General features: G+C 68.9%; 22 protein-coding genes. 1 reads left to right on the top strand and 21 read right to left on the bottom strand.

Annotation, left to right across the window (positions count from 1 at the left end):
• Window positions 1-39: 39 nt before the first annotated feature.
• The 12 genes from AB2385_RS01435 to AB2385_RS01380 all read right to left on the bottom strand — a co-directional run bounded on the left by AB2385_RS01435 (window position 40) and on the right by AB2385_RS01380 (window position 10,567).
• Window positions 40-624 carry an FAD-dependent oxidoreductase gene (locus AB2385_RS01435; protein WP_367653131.1) on the bottom strand — a complete coding sequence of 195 codons (585 nt, stop codon included), beginning with the start codon at window positions 622-624 and terminating at the stop codon, window positions 40-42.
• A gap of 118 nt (window positions 625-742) precedes the next feature.
• Window positions 743-1,495, bottom strand: coding sequence for a bifunctional demethylmenaquinone methyltransferase/2-methoxy-6-polyprenyl-1,4-benzoquinol methylase UbiE (ubiE, locus tag AB2385_RS01430; RefSeq protein ID WP_367653130.1), 753 nt, complete (start codon window positions 1,493-1,495; stop codon window positions 743-745).
• Window positions 1,496-1,516: 21 nt separating this feature from the next.
• Window positions 1,517-2,272: an ABC transporter permease gene (locus AB2385_RS01425; RefSeq protein ID WP_367653129.1), complete on the bottom strand. Its 756-nt coding sequence runs from the start codon at window positions 2,270-2,272 to the stop codon at window positions 1,517-1,519.
• Entirely contained in the window at window positions 2,259-3,023 is a 765-nt protein-coding gene (locus AB2385_RS01420; protein ID WP_367653128.1) for an ABC transporter ATP-binding protein, read from the bottom strand. Before AB2385_RS01420 ends, AB2385_RS01425 begins: the two co-directional genes overlap by 14 nt.
• The gene (locus AB2385_RS01415; RefSeq protein WP_367653127.1) at window positions 3,020-4,033 is read right to left on the bottom strand and encodes a MetQ/NlpA family ABC transporter substrate-binding protein; all 1,014 of its coding nucleotides are present in this window, start codon (window positions 4,031-4,033) and stop codon (window positions 3,020-3,022) included. Before AB2385_RS01415 ends, AB2385_RS01420 begins: the two co-directional genes overlap by 4 nt.
• 358 nt (window positions 4,034-4,391) lie before the next feature.
• On the bottom strand, window positions 4,392-4,784 hold the full coding sequence (locus tag AB2385_RS01410) for a hypothetical protein (RefSeq protein ID WP_367653126.1): 393 nt from the start codon (window positions 4,782-4,784) through the stop codon (window positions 4,392-4,394).
• Between the two features lie 31 nt (window positions 4,785-4,815).
• Complete coding sequence (locus AB2385_RS01405) at window positions 4,816-5,217, bottom strand: NifB/NifX family molybdenum-iron cluster-binding protein (protein ID WP_367653125.1); 402 nt, start codon at window positions 5,215-5,217, stop codon at window positions 4,816-4,818.
• Between the two features lie 189 nt (window positions 5,218-5,406).
• Window positions 5,407-5,985, bottom strand: a complete 579-nt coding sequence (pduL, locus tag AB2385_RS01400; RefSeq protein ID WP_367653124.1) for a phosphate propanoyltransferase — start codon at window positions 5,983-5,985, stop codon at window positions 5,407-5,409.
• A 128-nt stretch (window positions 5,986-6,113) separates the two neighbouring features.
• On the bottom strand, window positions 6,114-7,559 hold the full coding sequence (locus AB2385_RS01395; protein ID WP_367653123.1) for a potassium/proton antiporter: 1,446 nt from the start codon (window positions 7,557-7,559) through the stop codon (window positions 6,114-6,116).
• A gap of 158 nt (window positions 7,560-7,717) precedes the next feature.
• Window positions 7,718-8,845, bottom strand: coding sequence for a hypothetical protein (locus AB2385_RS01390; RefSeq protein ID WP_367653122.1), 1,128 nt, complete (start codon window positions 8,843-8,845; stop codon window positions 7,718-7,720).
• A complete protein-coding gene (locus tag AB2385_RS01385; RefSeq protein WP_367653121.1) occupies window positions 8,845-9,396 on the bottom strand; it encodes a sigma-70 family RNA polymerase sigma factor in 552 nt (183 codons plus the stop codon). Before AB2385_RS01385 ends, AB2385_RS01390 begins: the two co-directional genes overlap by 1 nt.
• A 208-nt stretch (window positions 9,397-9,604) precedes the next feature.
• Window positions 9,605-10,567 carry an SIR2 family protein gene (locus AB2385_RS01380; RefSeq protein WP_367653120.1) on the bottom strand — a complete coding sequence of 321 codons (963 nt, stop codon included), beginning with the start codon at window positions 10,565-10,567 and terminating at the stop codon, window positions 9,605-9,607.
• A gap of 46 nt (window positions 10,568-10,613) precedes the next feature.
• Here AB2385_RS01380 and AB2385_RS01375 point away from each other — a divergent pair, with 46 nt between their 5' ends.
• Complete coding sequence (locus AB2385_RS01375) at window positions 10,614-11,162, top strand: hypothetical protein (RefSeq protein WP_367653119.1); 549 nt, start codon at window positions 10,614-10,616, stop codon at window positions 11,160-11,162.
• A 7-nt stretch (window positions 11,163-11,169) separates the two neighbouring features.
• Here AB2385_RS01375 and AB2385_RS01370 read toward each other — a convergent pair whose 3' ends face one another.
• The 9 genes from AB2385_RS01370 to proB all read right to left on the bottom strand — a co-directional run bounded on the left by AB2385_RS01370 (window position 11,170) and on the right by proB (window position 21,113).
• Window positions 11,170-11,385, bottom strand: coding sequence for a hypothetical protein (locus AB2385_RS01370; RefSeq protein WP_367653118.1), 216 nt, complete (start codon window positions 11,383-11,385; stop codon window positions 11,170-11,172).
• Between the two features lie 216 nt (window positions 11,386-11,601).
• Entirely contained in the window at window positions 11,602-12,474 is an 873-nt protein-coding gene (gene sucD / locus AB2385_RS01365) for a succinate--CoA ligase subunit alpha (protein ID WP_367653117.1), read from the bottom strand.
• Between the two features lie 7 nt (window positions 12,475-12,481).
• Entirely contained in the window at window positions 12,482-13,603 is a 1,122-nt protein-coding gene (sucC, locus tag AB2385_RS01360) for an ADP-forming succinate--CoA ligase subunit beta (protein ID WP_367653116.1), read from the bottom strand.
• Window positions 13,604-14,458: 855 nt separating this feature from the next.
• On the bottom strand, window positions 14,459-15,709 hold the full coding sequence (locus AB2385_RS01355; RefSeq protein ID WP_367653115.1) for an NADP-dependent malic enzyme: 1,251 nt from the start codon (window positions 15,707-15,709) through the stop codon (window positions 14,459-14,461).
• A 281-nt stretch (window positions 15,710-15,990) separates the two neighbouring features.
• Complete coding sequence (locus AB2385_RS01350) at window positions 15,991-16,584, bottom strand: Fe-S-containing hydro-lyase (protein ID WP_367653114.1); 594 nt, start codon at window positions 16,582-16,584, stop codon at window positions 15,991-15,993.
• Window positions 16,584-17,426: a fumarate hydratase gene (locus AB2385_RS01345; RefSeq protein WP_367653113.1), complete on the bottom strand. Its 843-nt coding sequence runs from the start codon at window positions 17,424-17,426 to the stop codon at window positions 16,584-16,586. The genes AB2385_RS01350 and AB2385_RS01345 overlap by 1 nt, the downstream gene beginning before the upstream one ends.
• A gap of 551 nt (window positions 17,427-17,977) precedes the next feature.
• Entirely contained in the window at window positions 17,978-18,688 is a 711-nt protein-coding gene (locus tag AB2385_RS01340; protein WP_367653112.1) for an IclR family transcriptional regulator, read from the bottom strand.
• A gap of 264 nt (window positions 18,689-18,952) precedes the next feature.
• Window positions 18,953-20,320, bottom strand: a complete 1,368-nt coding sequence (locus AB2385_RS01335; RefSeq protein ID WP_367653111.1) for a glutamate-5-semialdehyde dehydrogenase — start codon at window positions 20,318-20,320, stop codon at window positions 18,953-18,955.
• A gap of 4 nt (window positions 20,321-20,324) precedes the next feature.
• Window positions 20,325-21,113 (bottom strand): glutamate 5-kinase, encoded by a 789-nt coding sequence (proB, locus tag AB2385_RS01330; protein WP_367653110.1) that lies wholly within the window; start codon window positions 21,111-21,113, stop codon window positions 20,325-20,327.
• Window positions 21,114-21,513: the final 400 nt, after the last annotated feature.

Here is a 21,513-nt window from a genome sequence, read left to right as displayed (position 1 = left end):
CCCCCCCCCAGTGAGCCGCCCCGCTGCACCGCCGAAGGACTACTTCGAAGCCGGCATCACTTCGTGATCCACATGGCGGGCGCCCTTGACGGCGCTCACCAGGTTGATCGCCACACGAGCCCCGTCGCCCGCGGTGATGATGGTGTGCACGCTCACGCCGGCACACGTGCCCGCCGCCCAGAGGCCCGGCACGCGGGTCTGGCCGTTGGCGTCGACCACCACGGCCTCCTTCATGCGCGGCTCCTTCGCCGCCACCACCTCGGCGCCGGCCGCCCGGGCCAGGTCGCACAGCGGGCCCGTGCAGAGGATCACCTGACGGGCGGTGAACTCACGCCCGTCCTCGGCCTTCAGCTGGAACCCGTCGCCGGCGCGGTTCAGCGCGGTGATCTTGGCCGTCACCAGCTCGGCGCCGGCCTTCTGCGCCTGCTCCTTGCCCCGGTCCACCAGATCGGGACCCGCGACGCCCTCGGGGAAGCCCAGGTGATTGGGAATCCAGGCGCGGCGGGTCATCGACTGGTCCGCGTCCACCAGCAGGGTCTTGAGGCCGGCCCGCGCCGTGAACGTTGCGGCGCTGGCGCCTGCAGGTCCCGCACCGACTACTGCCACATCGTACACGTGCAACATCTCCTTCCATACCCTTACTCGGAACCCATCCAAATTATAGCGCATTATTGTGACGACAAGCCCCGCACCGCGGTGACGCGGCGCCGCCCGGGGCGCGTGCGTCCCGGGCGGAACTGCATCAGGGTACAGGCTTGGTGCCCACGTGAATGGCCACCGTACCCAGCATCAGGAGCTGGTAGTCGGTCTGCTTGAACCCGGCCTGGCGGAACAGGTCTTCCAGCCCGTCCGGGAACGGGTAGTTGTCGAGCGAGTGGGAGAGGTAGGTGTAGGGGCGGATCTTCGCCTGGCCGCCCGCCTTCACCACGAACCAGTCGATGAGCGGCAGGAAGGTCTTCCAGTACAGGAAAAAGCCGAACCGGAGCACCCGGCTGTAAGGCTTCGACGCCTCGAGGCAGATGAAGCGGCCGCCCGGCTTGAGCACCCGGTAGATCTCCGCAAGGGTTCGGGGGATCGAGGCGACGTTGCGCATCGCCCAGCCCATGGTCACCCCGTCGAAGGTGTTGTCGGGGAAGGGCAGGTCCATGGCGTTGCCCACCTGCAGGGTGATGATGTGCTGATACGGCGAGGCTGCGACCCGGCGCCGGCCCACCTCCAGCATTCCTTCGGAGATGTCGACGCCGATCACCCGCCCGCTGGGCGCCACCTGCGCCGCGTCCAGCAGGGTGAGGTCGCCGGTGCCGCAGGCCACGTCGAGGATGTGGTCACCCGGGCGAAAGCGGGTGTGATTCACGAACTCCCGGTGCCACCGCTCCCACTGGCCGGCCGACATCACCTGGTTCATCGCGTCGTACCGCTCGGCGATCTGGTTGAAGAGTTCCCGGACGTACTGCTCCTTCTCCTCCGGGGCCGGGGGCTGGTAGCCAGGGGCCATGAGACCGCCTCCTCCGTCAAGTTAGCGCTGCGCCTCCGCCCAGGGGCAGAGGAGCCGCTCCGTCGCGTCCAGCAGCACGTAGAACCCGAACCCCATCAGGGCCATCGCCATCACGCCGGCAAACATCGTATCATAAGCGAGCCGCGACAGGGCGTCCCACACGAAGGAGCCCAGCCCCGTGCGCGTGGCGTAGGTCTCGGCGAAGAAGAGAACGGCGATCGCGGTGCCGGTGGAGAGCCTGAGGGCCGTGAAGATGGCCGGCAGCGTGGCGGGCAGGATCACGTGACGGTAGATCGCCCACTCCCCGCCGCCCAGCGACTGCACGGAGCGAATCAGCCCGCTGGGCACGCTGGCCGCGGCGTCCTTCACCGTGACGAGGATCTGGAAGAAGATGATCAGGGTGATGAGGAAGATCTTCGAGGTGTCGCCGATGCCCAGCAGCACCATGATCACGGGCAGGAAGACCACCTTGGGCACCGGGTAGGTGAGGTAAACAAGCACCGCCCCGATGGGGCCGCCCGAGCGGCCGAGGTAGAGCCCCAGCGGCACCCCCAGCGCCAAAGAGATCACAGTGGAGGCCAGTACCCGGTAGGTGGAGGCGAGGAAGTGCTCCACCAGCTCGCCACCGGGCCGCACGCCCTCGATGAACGAGGAAAGCGCCGCGCCCAGCCGGGGGAACGCAGCGACGTCCAGGGCGCGGGCCAGCACCTCCCACCCCGCCGCCAGGATGGCCAGGGCGATGGCGTAGTGGTACCAGCGATACTTACGCACCGCCATTCACCCCCCGCTCGAGGGCATCGCGGACGCGGTTGACCATCTCGTGGAAGGCCGCGGCCCGCCGGTCGCCCACCGCCGGGTTGCGGAAGAGGCCGGCCACCCGGCCCGGGCGGGCCGTGAGCACCAGGATCTGCTGGCCCAGGTAGACCGCCTCGGGGATCGAGTGGGTCACCAGCACCAGGCTGGTCTTGCGCTTGCGCCAGATGGAGAGCAGCAGCTCCTGCATCTCCTCGCGCGTGAGGGCGTCCAGCGCCGAGAAGGGCTCGTCCATCAGGAGCAGGTCGGGCTCCAGGGCCAGCGACCGGGCGATCGCCACCCGCTGCTTCTGGCCGCCGGAGAGCTGATGCGGCCAGCGCCCCGCCAGATCGGCGAGCCCCACCTCGCGCAAGGCGCGGTCAGCTCCGTCGGGCTTCAGCCCCCGGATGCGCAATCCCAGGGCCACGTTCTCCCGCACCGTCTTCCAGGGGAGCAGCCCGTAGTCCTGCAGGATGAGCGCGGTGCCCGGCCGGCGGGGCTGCACCGGCGCGCCGCCCACCGCAATCGCGCCGCTGGTCACGGGCAGGAGGCCGGCGAGCAGGCTCAGCAGGGTGGTCTTGCCGCACCCCGACGGGCCTACCACCGCCAGCGTCTCCCCCATGGGCAGGTCAAAGGAGACGTCGCGCAGGGCGACCGTCTCCTTGTAGGCATAGCTCACGTGGCGCGCCGTGATCATCATGGGCGCTGCGGCAGGGGACTCGCCGCGTCCCGTCACTGCGACTGCGCCTGCGGATAGAGCGTGGTGTTCACGATGTCCTCGTAGGCCACCCGCTCCTTGATGTAGCCTTTGGACAGAAGCCATTCCACCACCTCTTCCACCTCTGCCTTCCCCGGCGCCTGGGCCGGCGAGAAGGTAATCACCTGCCAGGAGTCCTTGATCTCCGCCGGCAGGTTCGCCTCGGTGGCCAGGAGCTCCTTGTACGCCTCGGGCTCCTGGTCGATGTCGAAGACCGCCAGGTTGTAGGCCACGAAGAACCGCCGGATCGCCTCGGCCTTCTCCTTCACGGCCTTCTCACTGAACACGATGACCGACTGGGAGTAGTTGCGCTTCGCCTCGGCGTCGGTGAGGACCACGGTGCCGCCCTTGTGCACCGCCAGGGAGAGGAGCGGCTCGGGCAGCGTGGCCGCCTTCACCGTGCCGCTGATCAGGTTCTGGAACCGCACGGGAATCTGCGGGATGGAGACGGTCTTGATTTCCGCGGGCGTAAAGCCGTTCTCCAGCAGCAGTTTCTCGGTGACGTACTCGATGATGGTGTTGGTGGCGATGGCGATCTCCACGCCCTTCAGCTGCTCAGGCTGGGTGATGCCCGAACCCGGGGCAGAGACAATGGCGAACGGCCCCTCCTCGATGGTGGCCCCCAGGTTGATGGAGGTGATCGCCACCGGCGTGCCACTGGTGTACAGGGTCACGGCATTCATGATGTCCGTCAGGGAGCCGTCGATCTGACCGCTGGCCAGGGCCGCCTCACGCTCGGTGGCCGAAGCGAACCGGACCAGCTCGACGTCAACGCCCTGCTGGCGGTAGTAGTCCTTGCTCTCGGCCACCCAGAAAGGCAGGCAGTCGACGGTGGGAATCAGGCCGATCTTCAGGCTGCCCACGGTCTCGGGCGCCGACGGAGCGGGCTCCTGCTTGCTGTATGCGTTCTGCGGTCGGGCGCCGCCGCATCCGGCCAGGAGGCCGGCCACCATCAGCGCCGCCAGAACCCGCCAGACCTTCTGCTTCATGAACTGCTCGTCCTCCAATCGCATGGTTCGTGGCACCGCACGCCTGGCGTGCGGTGCTTCACACGGATATAGCCGAAATCCTTACCCAGTGTAGCAATGGACTACGACAGGTGTCAACGAAAGGTCTATCCCCTGTCCGAATCCGGACACCAGTAGGCCGCGGGGGCCGCACACGCGAAAGCGCACTTTCCACTCCGCCCCGTGAGGTAGCTTTTCCGGGAGCCATAGCCCGGCAGTAGCCTCACCGCACGTGACGCCCGGGAAAGTGCACCTTCTGGTCGCTTGCTTCCGTTGCGGGCCCGCCCCCGTCTGCGCCGACCCGTAGCGGCGCCGCCCCGGCCGGGCGGGCCGGCACGCCTCACTGCACGGGCGTGCGCATGAGCTCCCTAAAGTAGTTCACCCCGTGGCGGAGAAGCTGGAGCGCCCGGCCGAAGACGGGCCTGAAGCCATCCGGTGGGCTGAAGAGCATCTCGACGGAGGCCCACACCTTATCCTCCACCGGATAGACCTTCACCACCTTGATCTCCGCGTTGACGCGACACGCCGCCGCCAGCGCCCGCTGGTGCTCCTCGGGGCTCTCGATCTTCCAGAAGAACGGCAATGCCAGCCGGAAGTACGGCTCGTCGTCCTCCGATGCGAAGAGCAGGTAGGAAAGCCCCTCCACCTTGAACACGATGTCGCCGTCCTCGTCGTAGCGGGGTACGTAGCCCTCTTCCTTCAAGAAGTTCAGGTACATCTCAGCCTTCGTCACGACAGGGCCTCCTCGCGGATCCGCCTGGGGTCTACCCCTCCCTTTCTCGACGGGCGCTGGGTTCTCCTGCCACTCCTCGTGACGAGTGGCACTTGCTGCCGTCACCGAACAGGCCCTCGTCGGTCAGCTTCAGGGTTCCGGCCAGGTAGTCCTGCAGCACCTGCCGGGCGCTTCCGTTGCAGCCCACGATGAACTCGACGCCCCGCCGCCGGAACATCTCCCGGGCGTGCTCGGGAATGCCCCAGGCGAGCACCAGGTCGACGCCCTGGTCGGCGAGGAAGACCGGCGGCGGGCCACCGGGACCGTGGCCGGGGTTGGTCACCTCCTCGGTTCGGGCCACCTTCCCGTCCTCCACGTCAGCGATGAGGTAGCGCGGGCAGTGGCCCACGTGCGGCGCCACCTGGTCGCCGGCCAGCGGAATGGCAATGCGCATCGTCAAACCTCCTTGCCGTGATGGTACCCGGTTGGGAACACCATGTTACCGGATAGTCTTACCCCCGCGCGGTGACGAAGCTCACCACCGTGCGCACTGCGCCCCACCTCCCTCCCTGCCCCCGAGGCGGAGCACGCGAACACACCGCCCTGTGGCATGGCCACAGGGCGGTAGTCTCAGACGCAAAGGCTAGAGCAGGATCTCGCCGATGTCGCCGTCCTTCAGCCCGGCGGCGTTGGCCTCGTCGGTGTCGATGTGCATCTCGAGGGCCATGTCGTCGCGCACCCGGACGATCACGTCGTCGAAGGTGAGCGGGCGGGTGCCGTTGGTCTTCACCCGGACCACCTGCTTGTCCTTCACGCCGTACTGTGCGGCGTCGGCGGGGGTCATGTGGATGTGGCGGGCGGCCACGATCACGCCCTCCTTGATCTCCACGCGGCCCTTGGGCCCCTCCAGGATGATGCCGGGCGTGCCCGCAATGTTGCCGCTCAGGCGCACCACTGCCGGCACCCCCAGGGTGCGGGCGTCGGTGGCCGAAATCTCCACCTGGGTGTTACCGCGCACCGGCCCCAGCACCCGGACCCGCGGGAACGAGCCCTTCGGGCCGATCACTGCCACGGTCTCCTCGGCCGCAAACTGGCCGGGCTGGACGAGCTGCTTCTTGACCGTGAGCTGGTACCCAGGCCCGAACAGCGCCTCGAGATGCTCCGGGCTGAGGTGCACATGGCGAGCACTGACGTTGATGACCACCGTACGTGCTTCGGACATGATGAACGTCTCCCTCCTGTGTACGCTGCTCCTTCGCTGCACAGTTCCTGCGCCAGCCGTGCAGATCCCTCACAGATGGGCAGGCCAAACTTTATTTAGTTTCGCCCTCCGCCCGCACTCTCCTGCCTTCAGGTTTCCCCAACCAACAACTCCTCCACCTTGTGGCTCGAGTCCTTCGGCGCCAGCACAAAGAGCACGTCGCCCGCCATCAGTTTGGTGTGGCCGCGCGGGGCCACCACGCGCCCCTCCCGGTAGATCGCACTCACCGTGCAGTGCTCGGGCAGATTGAGCTCGGCCAGCCGCTTGCCGGTGGCCCGGGAGGCTTCGTTCAGCTCCACCTCCAGCATGTCCGCGTTCAGCCGCTCCATCGCCAGAAGCTCGAGCCGCACCGGACGGGGCGGCTCGCCGGCCACCAGTTGCCCCAGCTTCTCGGCCACCCAGGAGATCGTGGAGCCCTGCAGCGTGGCGGAGACCAGCACCACGAAGAAGACCACGTGGAAGATCATGTCGCTGTTGGGCACGCCGGCCACCAGGGGATAGGTGCCCAGGATGACCGGCACGGCCCCGCGCAGGCCCGACCAGGCCAGCACCAGGAACTCCCGCCAGTTGAAACGCTGCCCGAGAGTGCAGAGCCAGACGGCCAGGGGGCGAGCGAGGAAGATCTGCCCCAGGGCGATGATCAGCCCCGGCACCACCACCGGCCCCATCCGCGACGGGAAGACCAGCAGCCCCAGGACCGTGAACATCACGATCTGGGCGAGCCAGGCCATGCCGTCGTGGAAGCGGAAGACCGATTGCCGGTAGGGGATCTCCAGCGTGGCCAGGTAGATGCCCAGGATGTAGACTGCCAGATACCCGCTGCCGCCGAGCAGCGAGACGATGGCGAAGATGGTGAACGCCACGCCGGTGAGCAGGATGGGGTAGAGGCCGGCCGCCTGGAAACGGATGCGGGGCATCAGCTTCTTCATGATCCACCCCGCGGCAAGACCGCCCGCAACGCCGAGGCCCATCTGCCACACCAGGAAGCCGACGGCCGACAGGGCGGTGGGCGGCCCGTCCGTGATCCACGTGATCATCACGGTGGTGAGAAAGATGGCCATCGGGTCGTTGAGGCCGGACTCCGCCTCCAGCGTGTGCTTCAGGCGCGACCGCAGGTCGGAGTTGCCGATCACGGCAAAGGTGGCGGCCGCGTCGGTGGAGCCCACGATGGAGCCGATCAGGAGCGCCATGGTCCAGTGGATGTCCAGCACCCGCCAGGCGATGAGGGCCGTCAGGCCGCTGGTGAGGACCACGCCGAGGGTCGCGAGGATCCCGGACGGCACAATCACCTTCCTGATCTGCTTCCACTCGGTTTCCAGGCCGCCCTGGAACAGGATCTCCACCAGCGCAATCGTGCCGATGAGCTGCGCCGCGTTGGCGTCGTCGAAGTAGATCCAGCCGGAGACGTCGCTCCCCAGGAGCATGCCCGCGCCGATGAAGAGGACCAGGGCGGGAACGCCGATCCGGTCGGCCAGCTGGGAGGCCACCACGCCGAGCACGAGGGCCACGCCCAGCACGAGGGCTACGGTGAACATCGCCGTGGAATCCGTACCCGATCCCCCCTCTATCGGAGTGCGGAACGTTTGGCGTGTGCCGGCAATCATTGTGACGGAACCCGCATGATATGGTCAAGAATAATGAAACAAAGGCAGGGACTGGCCCTGCCTTTCTGTCTGCCTGTCTGCTCCCGGGGTTACGGCTTGAGGGCCGGCACGTATCGGGCGACCGGCGTTCCCTCCGCGTCGGTACCCAGCACCCGCCAGACCGGCTGCAGGTAGACCGTCTCCTCGGCCACGCTGCGCACCCAGACCAGGTCGCCCCGCTGGAAGCTGCCGCCGCGTTCCTCCGCGAGGGAGAGCGCCTCCTGCTCGGTGACGTAGTCCGTGTAGGTGGCGTGGGTGGTCACGCCTGAGGCCACGTAGGCCGTCGCCCGCACCACGGTGCCGCTCAGGTCCACGCCGATCTCCGTGCGGGCGTTGACCACGGGCCGGCCGTCCACGTGCTCCGTGTAGACCACCGTATACCCGTCCGCGTCCGTGCGGATGTCGGGCTGGCTGTGCACCGGCAGAAGCGCCTGGTCGAGGAAGCGCCGCGCCGCCTGTCCGGCCGCCTGCTCGCTCACCGGCGGGCCGTCGGGCGACTCGCTCAGGTCCTCATACCGGACCGTGCCGTCGGTGGTCATGCTCAGGGTCCGGTCGTCCTCCGCGACCACCCAACCCTGGGCCGTGCGGCGGCTCTGGCCGCGAAAACCCAGCCGCCGGGCCATCGCCCGGAAGTCGGCCTCGCTCGGCCGCGCCGTCAGCCGCTTGAGCTGCACGCCTTCCGTCGGCGCCGCGGCCACGGGAGCCATCAGTGCCGGTGTGAGCGCGGACTGCGGCTCGTCGGCGAGGTCGGCGGTGGGCAGGTCACTGGGCAGCGCAACCAGGTAGGGTTCCTGGGAGGGCGGTGCCGTATCCCCGGTCTCGGGAGCCTCCAGGCCAAGCCCCGGGGCCTCCGGGCGGGGTGTCTGCTGGACGATCTGCTCCGGGGCGGGCACGGAGGGCGCCTGCCAGAGGTGGAGCCCCAGCGCCAGGGCGGCCACCGCCGCGGCCGCAGCCACGCTCGGTCCCAGGACGGTCATGCGGCGGTACCAGGGCCGGCGCAGACGGCGCGCAGCTTGCAGGAGGTCGCTTCGCAGTTCGGCCCGGAACTCGGGCCGATAGGGCACGGGGCGCTCGAGGGCGCGCGCCACCCGCGCGGCCGTCGCCTCCAGCGCCATGCGCTCGGCGGGATCGGCTGCCCGTTCGGCAATCAGTTCGGTCACGTCGGCGTAACGGCTCATCAGCGCACCCCGCTTTCGCTCAGCTTGTGGCGCAGGGTCCCCAGCGCCCGGAACAACAGTGCCTTTACCGCTCCTTCCGTCTTGCCCAAGGCTGCAGCGATGTCTTTCAGCTTCATGTCCCCGGCGAAGCGCATCAGGATCACGTCCTGCTGGTCGGGGGAAAGGGTCCGTACCGCCCGGGCGACCGCCTGCTGGTCGTCCAGCGTCATTGCGGCCTCCTCCGGGGCAACCTGTGTCGCGACCAGCGGCAGCCCTTCCTCCAGGGGTAGCGTCGGCCGGCGCACACGATAGTAGTCGATGACGACGTTCGAGGCGATGCGGTAGAGCCACGCCGCAAACGGCTGTCCGGTGTAGCGGTAGCCCTGGATGTTGGCCAGCGCCTTCATGAACGTGTCGGCCGTCAGGTCCTCTGCCGTCTGTCGGTCCCCGGTCTTCCGGTGGATGTAAGCGTAGATTCGCTCAAAGTGGAGGTCGTACAGCTTGCCGAAGGCCTCGGGATCGCCCTTCGCCTGCTCCACCAGGCGCTGCTCATCGATGTACTCTTGGCTCAACTCTGTGCGATGCGTAGGCGGTCCCTCCCGTCGGCACCGCACCTCCGGTACTCGCTCCAGTAAGAATAACGGAGCCGGTGCAAAAAGGTTACGCGGTCCTCTTCCATGGTGAATCAGCCGGGTCGGAGTTGGACTTCCCGTCGATAATTTACAGTACACCAACGCCGCCCATCTTGAAAGACGAAAGAGGGAAAACCCAACGGTGCGCTCACAACTGGCCGCGGAACCCGGTGCAGTCGAAAACGACCGCCGGCCCGAAGAGGCGGCGGAAGCGCTCCACGGTCGCGGAGGACTGCTGCCGGGTAATCACCTTCACGGCCGGGGGCTCCGGCCGGCCCCGGGTGAGGAGGCCGCGCCGCAGGAGGTGGTGCACCGCCACGTCTGCGGGCGGCAGCGAGTAGCCCACGAACACGATGCGGTCGGCGCGCCGGACGGCCTCGAGGGCCAGTTCGAAGACGCGGGTGAGCCGCGGCGGGGTGTAGCGCTTCAGCCAGGTGGGCGGGATGACCACGCCCGACAGGCGGCGGCTGCCGCAGCGGCTGCAGGCGAGGTCTGCGGTGCGCGGCAGCAGGTGCGCCACCTGCTCCCGCACCACGGCGATGTGGTCGCAGGCCGGGCAGTGGGCCCAGTTGAGGGAGCCGTGGAGCTTCAGCAGCAGGGGAGCGCCCCCCTCGCCCGGGTTCAGGCCGTAGTCTGGCCGCAGCCCGGCACTGAGCAGCGCGTCGTCCAGCAGCGTGTCGTAGTTGAGCGAGATCAGGGCATACGTGCCGGGCGGCCGGGCGGCAAGCGCCCGGGCAAAGCGCGCGTGAGGGCCGTCACCCGGCCGGCGCCGGTTCTGCGCCGCCTCCAGCACGCTGCAGACCAGATGCTCCAGGGCCTCCCGCACCCGGTAGAGCCGGGGCGGATCGTAGTCGGGCCCGAGCCCCTGGTCGACGTGCAGCGACCAGTCGACCAGGCTGATCACCTCGTCCAGGGGCGGCAGGTGAGCAAACGCCGCCGGCCCGTCCACCGGCCGCTGGAAGACCGCCGAAAGGAAATCCCAGACGGCCTGCACCTCGGAGTCGAACGGCGGCCCCAAGTCGCGGTAGGCCATCGGAAACAGATCCCGGGTGGCAGGGGCGCCCTCGGCGGCAGAAGCGCCGGCGCCGAAGAGGTAAACGTCCATGTGCATAGCGTGCCCCGCCGGGGGGAAATCCTTCCTCGGGAGGTGTTCGCTCTTGCCGCGAATCGCAGTGCGCCCCACGGGTGGGCGTTCGCTGGCCAGGCTCGCCCCGGCGGTGCAATCCCTCGCCCGGCGCCTCCGGGCTGCGGGTGCCGTCACTTTGCGCACGCCGCCCCTGCGTACCGTCTCTGCTCGCGTCCTGGCGGTGCTCGCCTACACGGGTGCGTTGCGGCTGCCGCTCGACTCCTGGCTCCTGCCGCAGTGGCCGGTCCCGGACTGGCTCTACACCGTGCCCGGCGGGTTGCTGCTCGCCGGGGGGCTCTGGGCCTGGGCCCGCGGGCGCTCGCCCTTCCTGGCCCACCACGGCCGGGCCGGCCTGCTCTGGGCGCTGCAGGTGAACCTTCTGCTCACGGCCATCTCCCTGTTCTCCCGCGTCTGCTATGACGCCTGGTTCCGGACGGGCGTCCCCCTCGTGAACCAGGTCTGGCATCTCGCGGCCGAAGTCTACCGCTGGACCGCCGTCCTCTGCGCCCTGCTGACCTTCCTGGCCATGGTGCGCGCAGCAAAGGGGCAGACCGGCGATCCGCTCGGTCTGCCCCTGTAAGATACCCCTATGCATCGACCGGAGTCACGTGCATCAGGAAGGCTTGGTAGAATGCCGGCACGGGCACTCCTTCGAAGTAGACGTGGTCGTTTTCCTCGTCGATCTTCCGGACCTTGACCACCTCGCCGGACCGGATGAGGTACTTCAGCGTGCCTGTCTTCTCGTCGTGGATCTCGTAGTCTCGCACCAGCCGGTAGCTGCGGCCGACATCCAGCTTGGTCACCACGAGCGGGTCCCTCCTCGGCAGTAAGCCGCACTCATGATTTCATCCTGATTATTCGAGGTGGGTGTGCGATCTCCTCGCATGTTCCGGGCTCACGATCGCGCCGAACGGGCATCGTCCACGCCCGCCCACCCCGACGCCACTGCCGGAGGCCGCCGTGCACCCCGGACACCCCGGTCGCTGCCGGAGCGCCTCCGGGACCGCCCCGAGTCGTCCTTACCGCAGCGCTTCCCGCACGAGGTCCACGATCTGCCAGGGCAGTTCCGCCACCTTCACCCCGGCGGAGGTGAGGGCCTCTACCTTCGACTGGTAGGTCCCCCGGTTGCCCTCGATGATGGCGCCGGCGTGGCCCATGCGCTTGCCGGGCGGGGCGGACTTGCCGGCGAGGTAAGCCACCACCGGCTTCCGCACGTGCTCCTTGATGTACTCCGCGGCCAGCTCCTCCTGGATGCCGCCGATCTCGCCCACCATGACGATGGCCTCGGTCTCGGGGTCGCTGTTGAACAGCTCCAGGGCGTCCACGAAGTTGGTGCCGATCACCCGGTCGCCGCCCATGCCGATGACCGTGGTCTGGCCCAGACCGGCGTTGGACAGATTATAGGCGATCTCGTAGGAGAGGGTGCCCGAGCGGGCGACGATGCCCACCGGGCCCGGCTTGTAGATGTGGTTGGGCATGATGCCCAGCTTGGTCTTCGTCCCCGGCGAGATGATGCCGAAGGTGTTGGGGCCGATCACCCGCACGCCCTTCTGCTGGGCGTAAGCGATGATCTCCATGGTCTCCTGGGTGGGCACGTGCTCCGGGATGAGCACCAGCACCTTGATGCCCGCGTGGATGGCCTCGAACGCGGCGTCCTTCACGCCGGGTGCGGGGACGAACATGACCGAGGCGTTGGCGCCGGTCTTCTCCACGGCCTCGTGCACGGTGGCGAAGACGGGAACACCGTGGACCTCCTGCCCGGCCTTGCTGAAGTTGACGCCGCCCACGATCTGGGTGCCGAACGCCAGCATCTGCCCGGTGTGGAACTGTCCCTGGGAACCGGTGATTCCCTGGACGATCACACGCGTTTGCTCGTTGACGATGATGGCCATGACCCTGCTACGCCCCCTTGCCGTAAGCTGCGGCAACGGCCGCCCTGGCCGCCTCGCCCATGTCGGTGTACGCCTGGATGCCGTTCTCCGCCAGGATCTCGCGGCCGCGCACGTCGTTGGTCCCCACCATGCGCACGACCAGCGGCACGTCGATGCCCTTGGCCTTCTTCACCTGCACGATGGCCTCCGCCACCAGGTCGCACCGGGTGATGCCACCGAAGATGTTGACGAAGATCGCCTTGGGCCGGGTGCGCAGGAGGGCGTCGAACGCCTGGGCGGTGGGCTCGACGCCCGAACCGCCGCCCGCGTCCAGGAAGTTGGCCGGGCGCCCGCCGTAGTAGGCCAGCGTGTCGAGGGTGCCCATCGCCATCCCGGCGCCGTTGGCCATGACGGCGATGTCCCCGTCCAGCTGCACGAAGGCGAGACCGATGGCGCGCACCTTCTGCTCCAGATCGGTCCCCTCCTGGACCCGGGGGAACTCGGGATGACGGAAGAGTGCGTCGTCCTCCACGTTGAACCGGCCGTCAGCCGCGATGAGCCGCGTGCCGCCGTCAGTGAGGGCGAGCGGATTGATCTCCACCAGCTCCGCGTCGTACTTGCGGAACGCCTGGTAGAGGCCCAGCAGGATCTGCGCGAACTGCTGCGCGAGGTCGCCGGTGAGGCCGATCTTGCGGGCGATCTCCCGGGCCTGGAACGGCAGGAGCCCGGTCAGGATGTCCACATGGGAGAAGACGATCTTGTCGTGCGGCACGGACTCGATCTCCACACCGCCGTAGGCTGAGGCCATGATCAGCGGCTTCCGGGCCATGCCGTCGAGGGAGATGGAGACGTAATACTCTTTCTCGATCTTGATCTGCGGGTCCACCAGCACCTTGTCCACGATGTACCCTTTGAGGTTCATGCCCAGGATCTCGGCTGCCCGCGCCCGGGCCTCCTCAGGCGTGTTGGCCAGTTTGATGCCGCCGGCCTTGCCTCTGCCCCCCACCAAGACCTGCGCCTTCACCGCGCACGGGCCGATCTTGCGTGCGGCCTCTTCGACTTCCTCAGGCGTGGTGCAGAGAATGCCGTTGCCCGTCGGAATCCCGTGCTCGGCGAACATCCGCTTGGCCAAGTACTCGTAGAGCTTCATCCGCACACCCCCATATGCTGACAGTCACGTCCCCAAAATGACTGGCCACCTGAGAATTTTATCACAGAACCGAGGCTTTTGGGAATCGTTCTGTCAACAAGAGGGGCGTAACCGGCCCGAGACCGTCGCCCGGAATGGCGTGTACCCTCAGCCCGTGGCCCCCGGCCGGCGTTGGCATGGGTGTCCCGGTCCCGTTGAGGGCGACCGGGCCGGTGCCATTCGGGAAGCGGTCGGGCCGGACGGACGCCGGCACCGCCGCGAGGATGCCCGGGACCCCCTCGGTGCGCCCTCCCGGGGCCTGGTCAGCCGCCGCGACGGAGCCCTTCCACCGCGCCCCGCCCGGTAAGAGCACGTCGGCGGGCCGCCCGGGCGCCAGTCGCGCCGGGCTGACCCGCAGGGTGGGGCTCGTGCAGCGCCCCCCGCCCAGAAGGAGGACGTCTGGCAGGCCCGTGGGAATGCCCCGGCGGCCCGTGCGGCACCCGGGGAAAATATGGGGCTGGATTTCCCCCTATTTTCCGGCGGGTAGGGGGCCCAGGTTCCCTATATCCGTCTCCCGAAGCGTTCGGCACCGCCCTGAATCGACAGGCTTCTACGCGTTTGTCGCCCAGATCGACGGCAATCGACAGACAGAACCCCTCCGAAGCCGCCTTCGGAGGGGGGGAAACGGGGGTAACGGGGTGATAGGGGGAAGAAATTCCCCCTATCGCGCCCAAAATACGGGTCCTATTTTCCCTGTATTTTTCTGGCAGTCCGTGGGCTGTGCCGCTGCCCCCCGTCCCCGTTCGCGGTCAAGGAGGTCGCGGGGCGCCAGACGCTTGCGCCGCAGGCCAGCAGCCACTCCCGTCCGGGACGCCATCAGGCTCGCGCCCGGCCCGCTGTCAGCTCCCGGCAGCGGGCCGCCACCGCCGCAGGTTCCACCTGCACCCGAGCGACGCCTTCCGCCATCGCCGCCGCAGCCACCGCCGCCGCTACGGCCGGGGCAACCCGGGGGTCCAGCGGCCGCGGGAGGATATAGTCCGGCGTGAGCTCCTCCGGAGCGACCAGGCCGGCGATGGCGTCCACGGCCGCCCGCTTCATGCCCTCGGTGATGGCCCGGGCCCGCACGTCCAGCGCGCCCCGGAAGAGCCCGGGAAAGGCGAGCACGTTGTTGAGCTGGTTGGGGTAGTCGGAGCGGCCGGTGCCCACCACGGCGGCACCCGCTGCCCTGGCCTCCTCAGGCCAGATGGACGGGTCGGGGTTCGAGCAGGCGAAGATAATGGGGTCCCGCCTCATGGCCCGCACCATCTCCGGGGTGGTGGTGCCGCCTCGCGCCAGCCCGATGGCCACGTCCGCCCCCACCAGGGCCTCCGCCAGCCCGCCCCGCAGCTTGCGGGGGTTGGTCCGCCTGGCCAGTTCCTCCTTGTACCGGTTCATCCCCTCCGGCCGCCCGGGCCAGAGGATGCCCCGGGAGTCCACCAGCGTGAGGTCCGTCACGCCCATGTCCAGGAGCAGCCCCGCCACGGCCAGCCCGCCGGCCCCGGCGCCCTCCACGACCACGCGGACCTCGTCCAGGCGCTTCCCGACCAGCTTCAGTGCGTTGCGCAGACCGGCGGCAACCACGATGGCAGTGCCGTGCTGGTCGTCGTGGAAGACCGGGACGTCCAGCTGCTCCCGCAGACGCCGCTCCACCTCGAAGCACCGGGGCGCGGCGATGTCCTCCAGGTTGATCCCGCCAAAAGTCGGCGCCACGAGGCGAACGGCCCGGACGATCTCCTCCACTTCCTGCGTGGCCAGCACCAGCGGCACGGCGTCGACCCCGGCGAAGGCCTTGAAGAGCAGCGCCTTGCCCTCCATCACCGGCAGGGCGGCCTCCGGGCCGATGTTGCCCAGGCCCAGCACGGCGCTACCGTCCGAGACCACGGCCACCAGATTGCCGCGGGCGGTGTACCGGTAGACCTCCTCGGGGTTGGCGGCGATGGCGCGGCATGGCTCGGCGACACCGGGCGAGTAGGCGAGGGAGAGATCCTCCTGGGTGCGCAGCGGCACCTTCGCCGCCACGGCCAGCTTCCCCTGGTTCACCTCGTGCAGCCGCAGGGCGGCGGTCCGTGCGGATTCCCTTGTGTCCATTTGGGTGAATCCCCCTTATCCTCTTCAATCTGACCAGTAGCATGTCCGCACGGGCAGCCGGATGCGCGCAAAGCCGCCCCGGGGCCTGTGCGGCCCAGCGGGGCGGCTGCCTCGCAGCACATTCCAGGCGTCTGCGGGGGCAATGGTCACCCCCGGTGGCACGGGTTTGGCCAGGCACCAGCCCGGGGCGCCCACACCACCCCCGGCGGCACCGATGCGGCCAGGCGCCGGCCCGGGGCGCCTACGCGGCGGCGCCGGGCGGTCACGGAACCGGCAGCTGATCACTCGCTGGCGATGGGCGGCTTGGGCTTCACCATGGCGTCGGGCTTCACCCACTGGGACTGGCCGGCGAAGTACTGATCGCCGCCGAAGGCGTCGTTGATGCAGATGGTGGGGAAGTCCTTGACCTTCAGACGGCGGATGGCCTCGGTCCCGAGGTCCTCGTAGGCGATGACCTCCGACTCCTCCACGGTGCGGGCCAGCAGTGCGCCCGCGCCGCCGGTGGAGACCAGATAGGCCGCCCCGTACTCCACCAGCGCCCTCTTCACCGGATCGCTACGGTAGCCCTTGCCGATGACCAGCTTCACACCCTGCTGGAGCAGGTCGGGCGTGTACTTGTCCATCCGGTAGGAGGTGGTGGGGCCGGCCGAGCCGATCACCTGGCCCGGCTTGGGCGGGGTGGGCCCCACGTAGTAGATCACGGCGCCACGGGGATCAAAGGGCAGCGGCCGACCCACGGCCAGGTCCTCCAGCATGCGCTTGTGCGCCGCGTCCCGGGCGGTGTAGATATAGCCCGTGATGAGCACCTCGTCACCGGCCCGGATCTGCCGGACCTGCTCATCCGTGATCGGCGTGGTGACGTGCAGGCGGGCCATCAGAGGATCACCTCCTTGTGCCGGTGGCTGTGGCACTCGATGTTCACGGCCACAGGCAGGGCGGTGATGTGGCAACCCATCACCTCGACATGCACCGCCAGTGCGGTGACCGTGCCGCCCAGCCCCATGGGGCCGACGCCCAGCTTGTTGATCTCCTCCAGCAGCTCCCGCTCCCGGGCGGCCCAGACGGGGTTGGGGTTCGGCGCCCCGACCTCCCGGAGCAGCGCCTTCTTGGCCAGGAGCGCGCACTTGTCGAAGTTGCCGCCGATGCCGACGCCGACGATCAGGGGCGGGCAGGCGTTGGGCCCGGCCGCCGCCACCGTCTCGACGATGAACTGCTTCGCCCCCTCCCAGCCGGCCGACGGCGGAAGCATGCGGAGTTGGCTCATGTTCTCCGAGCCGCCGCCCTTGGCGTCGACGGTAATCTTCAGCCGGTCGCCTGGCACGATGTCGATGTAGATCATCGCCGGGGTGTTGTTGCGGGTGTTCACGCGCTCGATCGGGTCGTTGAGCATGGACATCCGCAGGAAACCTTCGCTGTAGCCCTTGGCGACGCCGCGGTTCACGGCCTCCTTCAGGTCGCCCCCCACCAGGTGCAGGTCCTGGCCGACCTCCAGGAAGACGAGGGCCACGCCCGTGTCCTGGCACATCGGCACCCGCTCGGTCTCGGCGATGGTGTAGTTCTCCACGATCTGCAGCAGCACCGTCTGACCGACGGGGGCCTCCTCCAGCGACTGTGCGTTCGCCAGGGCCCGCTTCACGTCATCCGACAGATCGAAGTTTGCCTCCTGCACCAGGCGCGCGACGGCGTCCGCCACCTGGTCCACGTGGAGTTCCCGCACGGCTTCCTCCTCCTTGCGCCCCGCAACGATTCGGTATACCCATACTCTAGCAAACCAACCGACACCGATTGACAAAGGGACGGTGAGCGGTCGGGTCTGGGCGGTGGGCCGTGAGTGGCAGGCGGCGAGTCGTGGATGGAGGATGGAGGATGGTGGATGGAGGATGGTGGATGGTGGGTAGCGGGCAGTGAGTAGTGGGCAGGGGGCAGCGGGTTAGGGTAGTGAGTAGGGGTGGTGGGTGGTAGGTGGTGTGAAGACGGCCCACCGGTTGGACTCCGCACGCACCAGTAGCCAGGTGAGAACACGGCCCCGGATGAACACAAGCCTCCACCCGAAGTCGTCGTGGTGGAGGCTTTCTACTATCGAATGATGTGTTTGCTGGGGATGCCGGCCGCTGCGCGACCGGCAAGGCATTCTACTACGTCCGCATGTCGGTGCGATCAGCGGGTACACCCGCGTGGCACCCTCGGTCGTCATTCACCGCCCAGAGCCCGTTGCCCCCACCGCACGGACCAGGGCCTGCGGCTCGCCCCTCGCTGCCTGCCGCCCCATCACAGCTTCAACCCGATCGCTCTGGCCGTCGCCTGCACGGCGCGACTGAACAACTCCACCCGTTCGTCGGTGAAGCGGCTCACCGGGCCCGAGATGGCCAGGGCGGCCACGCAGCGGCCAGCGCGGTCGATGACGGGTGCCGCCACAGAAGCGACGCCCTCCTCCCGCTCCTCGTGGCTCATCGCCCAGCCCTGCTGCCGGGCCTGCTCCAGCCGCGCCTCCAGCTCGGCACGGTCGAAGCCGGGCGGCAGCGTTTCGTCCAGGAGGCGCGCCCGCTCCTCCGGCGGGCACCAGGCCAGCAGGATCTTGCCCGATGCCCCCAGGTAGAGCGGCAACCGCTCCCCCAAACCGACCACGCGCCGCACCGTCAGCGGCCCCTCCGCACGCTGCACCCGCACGCGCTCCGCCCCGTCGCGCACGTAGAGGCTCACGGTCTCCTGGGCCAGGTCCCTGAGCTGCAGCATCTCGCCCAGCGCGACCGTGGGCAGGTCCCCGGAAGCCAGATAGGCCTGCGCCAGTTCCAGGGCCTTCAGCCCCAGGTGGTAGCGGCCGGTGGCCTCGTCCTGGCGCACAAAGCCGCGCGACTCCAGGGCGGCCAGAATGCGGTGCACGGTGGACTTGTACAGCCCCACCTTTGCAGCGATCTGCGTCACGCCCAGATCACCCCGCTCGCCGGCGAAGCAGAGCAGGACGTCCAGGGCGCGCTCCACGGACCGAATCGTTTGTGCTCCTTCGCTCAGGCAGCTCCCTCCCTTACGGCGGGAGTGGCCGGGTGGCGATGCGGGTCAGCCCAACCCCGACCGCACCTGGCCCCGCTGCCGACTTCCGGTGGGGGCGGAACTCCAGCCTCCCCGCCGTCCACCGCCGGCCGGCAGTCGCTCTCGATCCAATTTTAGCACAGATGTTCTGCCAGAGGGAACAGCGTTCCACGCAAGATGATGGAATTCTGTTGCCATATTGATAGTCACTCTCAATCAGCGCACCTGCCCGGTACCGCGGACCACGTACTTGTGCGTGGTAAGCTCGGCGAGGCCCATGGGCCCCCGGGCGTGCAGCTTCTGCGTCGAGATGCCGATCTCCGCGCCGAAGCCGAACTCCCCGCCGTCGGTGAAGCGGGTAGAGGCGTTGTGGTAGACGGCGGCGGCGTCCACCGTCCGCAGGAAGCGCTCGGCCGCCGCGGCATCCTGCGTGACGATCGCCTCGGAGTGCATGGTGCCGTACCGAGCGATGTGCGCCAGGGCCTCGTCTAGCCCGCCCACCACCTTCACGGCCAGGAGCAGATCCAGGTACTCGGCCTCCCAGTCCGCCTCCGTGGCCGGCTCGACCGCCGGGGCCCCCACCCCCGCGGCCTGCAGGTGTGCCAGCGCCTCGGGGCAGGCCCGGAGACGCACGCCCGCCTCCACCAGGGCCGGACCGACCTCCGCCAGGAAGCGGGCGGCGACCGACCGGTCCACCAGCAGCGTCTCGGCGGCGTTGCAGACCGCCGGGTTGGAGCACTTGGCGTTGAGGACGATCTCCCTGGCCATCGCCAGGTCGGCCGCCTCGTGGACGTACACGTGGCAGACCCCGGTGCCCGTCTCGATGACCGGCACCTTGGACTGCTCCACGGTCGCCCGGATCAGGCCGGCGCCACCCCGGGGGATGAGCACGTCCACCAGCCCCCGGGCGTTCATCAGGGCCACCGCCGCCTCCCGGTCGGGCGGCAGCACCCCCACCAGGTCGTGGGGAAGGCCAGCGGCGCTCAGCCCGGCCGACATGGCCTCCCCCAGGGCCGCGTTGGACCGGGCCGCCTCCTTGCCGCCCTTCAGGAGCACGGCGTTGCCCGCCTTCAGGCAGAGCACCGCAGCGTCCACCGTCACCCCGGGGCGGGACTCGTAGATGATGCCGATGACACCCAGCGGCACCCGCACCCGCTCGATGCGCAGGCCGTTGGGTCGGACCCAGCCCTCAGGTTCGGTTGCAAGCGGATCCGGCAGCGCGGCCACGGCCCGGACGCCCTTGATCACCCCGGCCAGCTTCCCCTCGTCCAGCCGGAGGCGGGCGATCATCGGCCGCGGCAGGCCGGCGGCCTCTGCCGCCGCCACGTCTTCCCGGTTCGCCGCCAAGATCGCACCGGTGGAATCCTCCAGAGCCCGCGCAATCGCCTCGAGGGCGGCATTGCGCTCCTCCGTTGTGGTCAGTTCCAGCCGCCGCTGCGCCTCCCGGGCGCGCCGGGCCATGTCCCGCACCACCGCCTCGTGCCGGTTCACAGCCGGCACTCCTTCCGCCTGCCCGGTCCCGGCCTGCGGGTCGGGCGCCCGCTCCACTGCACGCTCCTGCTCGTTCCTCACCTGATCCGCCATTGCCTTACCCCTCCCGTACAAAGAGTGTGCCGACCTCTTCGCCGGCCAGAATGGACCGCAGGACGCCCGCCCGCTCGCCACAGGCCAGCACCATCGGGATGCCGTGGGCGGCGCAGATGCGGGCCGCAGCCACCTTCGTCACCATGCCTCCCGTGCCGTTGGCACTCCCGGCCCCGCCGGCCATCCGGTCGAGGTCGTCGTCCGGCGAGACGACCGCCAGCGGCGCAAGCCCCGGGTGCAGGTGCGGGTCGGCGGGGTAGAGCCCGTCCACATCCGAGAGAAGGATGAGCAGGTCCGCGCCGATCAGCGCCGCCACCCGGGCCGAAAGCGTGTCATTGTCGCCCACCCGGATCTCCTCGCTGGTCACGGTATCGTTCTCGTTCACGATGGGAATCACGCCCCAGGCCAGGAGGCGCTCCATCACCTGAGCGGCCGAGGTCCGCCGAGCCCCGTCCTCCAGGTCCTCCCGGGTGAGCAGCACCTGCCCCACCACGAGACCGTACTCGCCGAAGAGCCCCTCGTACCGCTGCATCAGCAGCCCCTGCCCCACCGCCGCCAGCGCCTGCTTGGCCGCCACCTCCTGCGGCCGCTCGGCAAGGCCCAGCCGGCCCAGGCCCGCCCCCACGGCTCCGGAGGTGACGAGGACCACCTGCCGCCCCTCAAAGTGTAAGTCTGCGATCTGCCGCACCAGCGCCTCCATCCGGCCCAGGTGCAGGTGGCCGCCGGGGTGGGTGAGGGTTGATGTGCCCACCTTGATGATCACCCGCTTGCAATGCCGCAGTCGCTCCCGCACAGGAACTGCCTCCCTTGCAAACCGCGATGAAAGTACAAAACCCCCCGTCCGTGCCGGACGGGGGTGTTCCCGTGGTACCACCAGCCTGAGCGGCAGGACTCGCTGCACGCCCACTCATTTGCAGCGCCCAACCAGGCGCCCCCGGGGATAACGGGCCGGGCTGCCCGGGACGACTCGTCGCCGCCGGCTCCGGGATGGGTTCGGAGGCCGCGGCCTGACCGGGCTTTCACCGCACGGCCCGGCTCTCTTTGCAGGTGCGGGTGCTCCTACTGGTTCCCCTCATCGCCTCTTGTATTGGCCTGATTATAGAAGGGTTCAGCAGTATTGTCAACCGCCACCAACGCCTCGGGTCTGTCAAGTGAAAGTGGGTACGTCGCACTTCCAAAAGTGTTCTGTATGA

Origin of the sequence: Symbiobacterium sp., assembly GCF_040797425.1 — a bacterium.
Taxonomy (GTDB): Bacteria; Bacillota; Sulfobacillia; order Symbiobacteriales; family Symbiobacteriaceae; genus Symbiobacterium.
The sequence above is the reverse complement of the archived record's forward strand: the minus strand, read 5'-3'. Positions and strand labels throughout refer to the sequence as shown.

Bases quoted from the DNA above. Each gene is read 5' to 3' on its own strand.
- AB2385_RS01425 (WP_367653129.1), bottom strand. From the start codon at position 2,272: ATGGCGGTGCGTAAGTATCGCTGGTACCACTACGCCATCGCCCTGGCC.
- pduL (WP_367653124.1), bottom strand. From the start codon at position 5,985: ATGTCCGAAGCACGTACGGTGGTCATCAACGTCAGTGCTCGCCATGTG.
- AB2385_RS01355 (WP_367653115.1), bottom strand. From the start codon at position 15,709: ATGGACACAAGGGAATCCGCACGGACCGCCGCCCTGCGGCTGCACGAG.
- ubiE (WP_367653130.1), bottom strand. From the start codon at position 1,495: ATGGCCCCTGGCTACCAGCCCCCGGCCCCGGAGGAGAAGGAGCAGTAC.
- AB2385_RS01395 (WP_367653123.1), bottom strand. From the start codon at position 7,559: ATGTTCACCGTAGCCCTCGTGCTGGGCGTGGCCCTCGTGCTCGGCGTG.
- AB2385_RS01350 (WP_367653114.1), bottom strand. From the start codon at position 16,584: ATGGCCCGCCTGCACGTCACCACGCCGATCACGGATGAGCAGGTCCGG.
- AB2385_RS01435 (WP_367653131.1), bottom strand. From the start codon at position 624: ATGTTGCACGTGTACGATGTGGCAGTAGTCGGTGCGGGACCTGCAGGC.
- AB2385_RS01390 (WP_367653122.1), bottom strand. From the start codon at position 8,845: ATGAGCCGTTACGCCGACGTGACCGAACTGATTGCCGAACGGGCAGCC.
- sucC (WP_367653116.1), bottom strand. From the start codon at position 13,603: ATGAAGCTCTACGAGTACTTGGCCAAGCGGATGTTCGCCGAGCACGGG.
- AB2385_RS01380 (WP_367653120.1), bottom strand. From the start codon at position 10,567: ATGCACATGGACGTTTACCTCTTCGGCGCCGGCGCTTCTGCCGCCGAG.
- AB2385_RS01335 (WP_367653111.1), bottom strand. From the start codon at position 20,320: ATGGCGGATCAGGTGAGGAACGAGCAGGAGCGTGCAGTGGAGCGGGCG.
- AB2385_RS01405 (WP_367653125.1), bottom strand. From the start codon at position 5,217: ATGCGCATTGCCATTCCGCTGGCCGGCGACCAGGTGGCGCCGCACGTG.
- sucD (WP_367653117.1), bottom strand. From the start codon at position 12,474: ATGGCCATCATCGTCAACGAGCAAACGCGTGTGATCGTCCAGGGAATC.
- AB2385_RS01415 (WP_367653127.1), bottom strand. From the start codon at position 4,033: ATGAAGCAGAAGGTCTGGCGGGTTCTGGCGGCGCTGATGGTGGCCGGC.